Genomic DNA, 2153 nt, shown 5'->3' on the forward strand with positions numbered 1-2153 from the left:
GAGAGCGCTTCGTTCACACCGAAGAGGTCACTGGTTCGATCCCAGTATCGCCCACTCCACAACGAAGAAGGCCCCGTCCGCGGACGGGGCCTTCTTCGTTTGCCGGCTCGATCACAACAGGCGCCGCTGCACGACATCGGCGATGACCGTGTGGACCGTTTTCGTCAATTCCCCGGTGTCGGGCAGGGTTCCCCGGCGGCGGCCCGCGAACAGCAGGTGCGCCGCACCGATCAGCGACAGGGCGAGCGAATCCCCATCGGCGTCCGCGGCGATGCGGCCCTGTTCGCGTTCGGCTGACAGGTAGTTCGTCAGCATGTCCCGCGCCTCGGCCAGAATCGGCAGGCCGGATTGCTTGCGGACGCGGGCCCGCAGTTCGTCGCGGAAGAAGACCAGGGTCGTCAGCGCGACCGTGATCGGGTCGAAGAGTTCGACCAGCGCGTCGACGAGGTTGTCGGCGACGGTCCGGGTGCCGGCGGACGCTCGCAGGAGGGCGTCCTGGTCCGCCAGCCGGGTGATGCGGTCGCGGACGAGTTCGGCCAGGAAGTCGTCGAAGTCGCTGAAGTGCCGGTGCAGCACGCCCTTGGCGACGTCGGCCTCGGTGGTCACGGCGCGGCTGGTCAGAGCGTTCGGCCCGTCGCGCAGGAGAACTCGCTCGGCCGCGTGGAACAGCTGCTGGCGCACATCGCGCAGGTGGACCCCGGTCGGCATGGTGCCCATTCTCCGGTACCCCCGCCGGTTGTCCTAGTGGGCGAGCGCCCATTAGAGTGGGCACATGCCCACTCAACCTCACGAAGCCCGCGCGATGGCGGAGTCCTTCGGAACCGACGTCGAACGCTACGACCGAGCGCGCCCGGCGTACCCGCGCGAACTGGTGGACCGGATCATCGAGGCCAGCCCGGGTGCCGACGTCCTGGACGTCGGCTGCGGAACGGGGATCGAGGCCCGCCAGTTCCGCGACGCGGGCTGCCGGGTGCTCGGCATCGACCCCGACGCCCGGATGGCGGCGTTCGCCCGCGGCGGCGGAATCGACGTCGAGGTGGCCAAGTTCGAGGACTGGCAACCGAAGGGCCGGACGTTCGACGCGGTCATCGCCGGCCAGGCATGGCACTGGGTGGACCCGGCAACGGGCCCGGCCAAGGCGGCGACCGTCCTGCGGCCGGGTGGGCTGCTGGCCGTGTTCGCGCACGTGTTCCAGCCGCCCGCGCCGGTGGCGGAGGCCTTGGCGACGGCGTGCCGCAGGGTGCTCCCGGGTGCGCCCTTCGCGGGCGAGTCCCGCCCGGCGGCGGAAATCTACGACGTGATGTTCACGGGGTTCGCCGAGTCAATCGCGCGGGCGGACGCCCTGGGTACGCCGGAACGTTGGAGCTTCGAGTGGGAGAGGACGTACACGCGCGAGCAGTGGCTCGACTTCCTGCCGACAACGGGCGGCTTGACCCGCCTGCCACCGTCCGACCTGGCCGAGGTGCTGTCCGAAGTCGGTGCGGCGATCGACGACCTCGGCGGGAGCTTCGTGCTGTCGTACAGGACGTTGGCGGTGGTGGCGATCCGGGCTTGACAAAAAAAGTTGTCGGTGAGACGGTGGTGAAACCCGAGGATAACCTCGGCTCCATTCGGCTCAACTGGGGAGTAACCATGTCTTTTCAGGCCTACCTCGACAACGCGGAGAAGCAGACGGGCATCACCCCCCGCCGCTTCCTGGAACTGGCGGCGGCGAAGAACCTGACCAAGACGGGCGAGATCGTGGCCTGGCTCAAGGAGGAACACGCCCTGGGCCACGGCCACGCAACGGCGATAGCCCGTTTGGTGACGAAGGGCCCGGAGTACGTGGCGGAGAACCACGCAGGAGGAACCCTCCACCTGGACGGCTTGGCGGCAAGGACCTGACCGAGCGGCGGCCGCCATCTCGCCGGGTTGATCGGTTGGTCAGCAGGTCGGGCTTGGCCCGCCAACCGGCTTCGCCAACCAGGCCCGGTAACCAATCCTGCCAACCGGGCCCGCCGACCAGCCGAACTCGCCAACCCGACCGACCCGTCCAACCCGCCAGGTCTGGCCAACCACCCAGGCCGGCCAACGACCAGACCCCCCTGCCGACCCGATACGCAGCCGAATCAGCGGCCGTCACGCCGGGTCAAGGCACGCTTTCCCGCCTTGAC

At 69.2% G+C, this 2153-nt stretch carries 3 protein-coding genes; 2 read left to right on the plus strand and 1 reads right to left on the minus strand.

Annotated features, from left to right (window positions below; all coding sequences use genetic code 11):
- Positions 1–111 precede the first annotated feature (111 nt).
- Entirely contained in the window at positions 112–708 is a 597-nt protein-coding gene (locus ACWEVN_RS47630; protein ID WP_452055682.1) for a TetR/AcrR family transcriptional regulator, read from the minus strand.
- A gap of 94 nt (positions 709–802) precedes the next feature.
- On the opposite strand from ACWEVN_RS47630, the gene ACWEVN_RS47635 reads away from it, so the two are divergent.
- Positions 803–1555 (plus strand): class I SAM-dependent methyltransferase, encoded by a 753-nt coding sequence (locus tag ACWEVN_RS47635; protein WP_452055683.1) that lies wholly within the window; start codon positions 803–805, stop codon positions 1553–1555.
- 77 nt (positions 1556–1632) lie between these two features.
- Positions 1633–1884, plus strand: a complete 252-nt coding sequence (locus ACWEVN_RS47640) for a DUF4287 domain-containing protein (RefSeq protein ID WP_310970011.1) — start codon at positions 1633–1635, stop codon at positions 1882–1884.
- Positions 1885–2153: the final 269 nt, after the last annotated feature.

This window comes from Amycolatopsis sp. NPDC003861 (assembly GCF_053605405.1).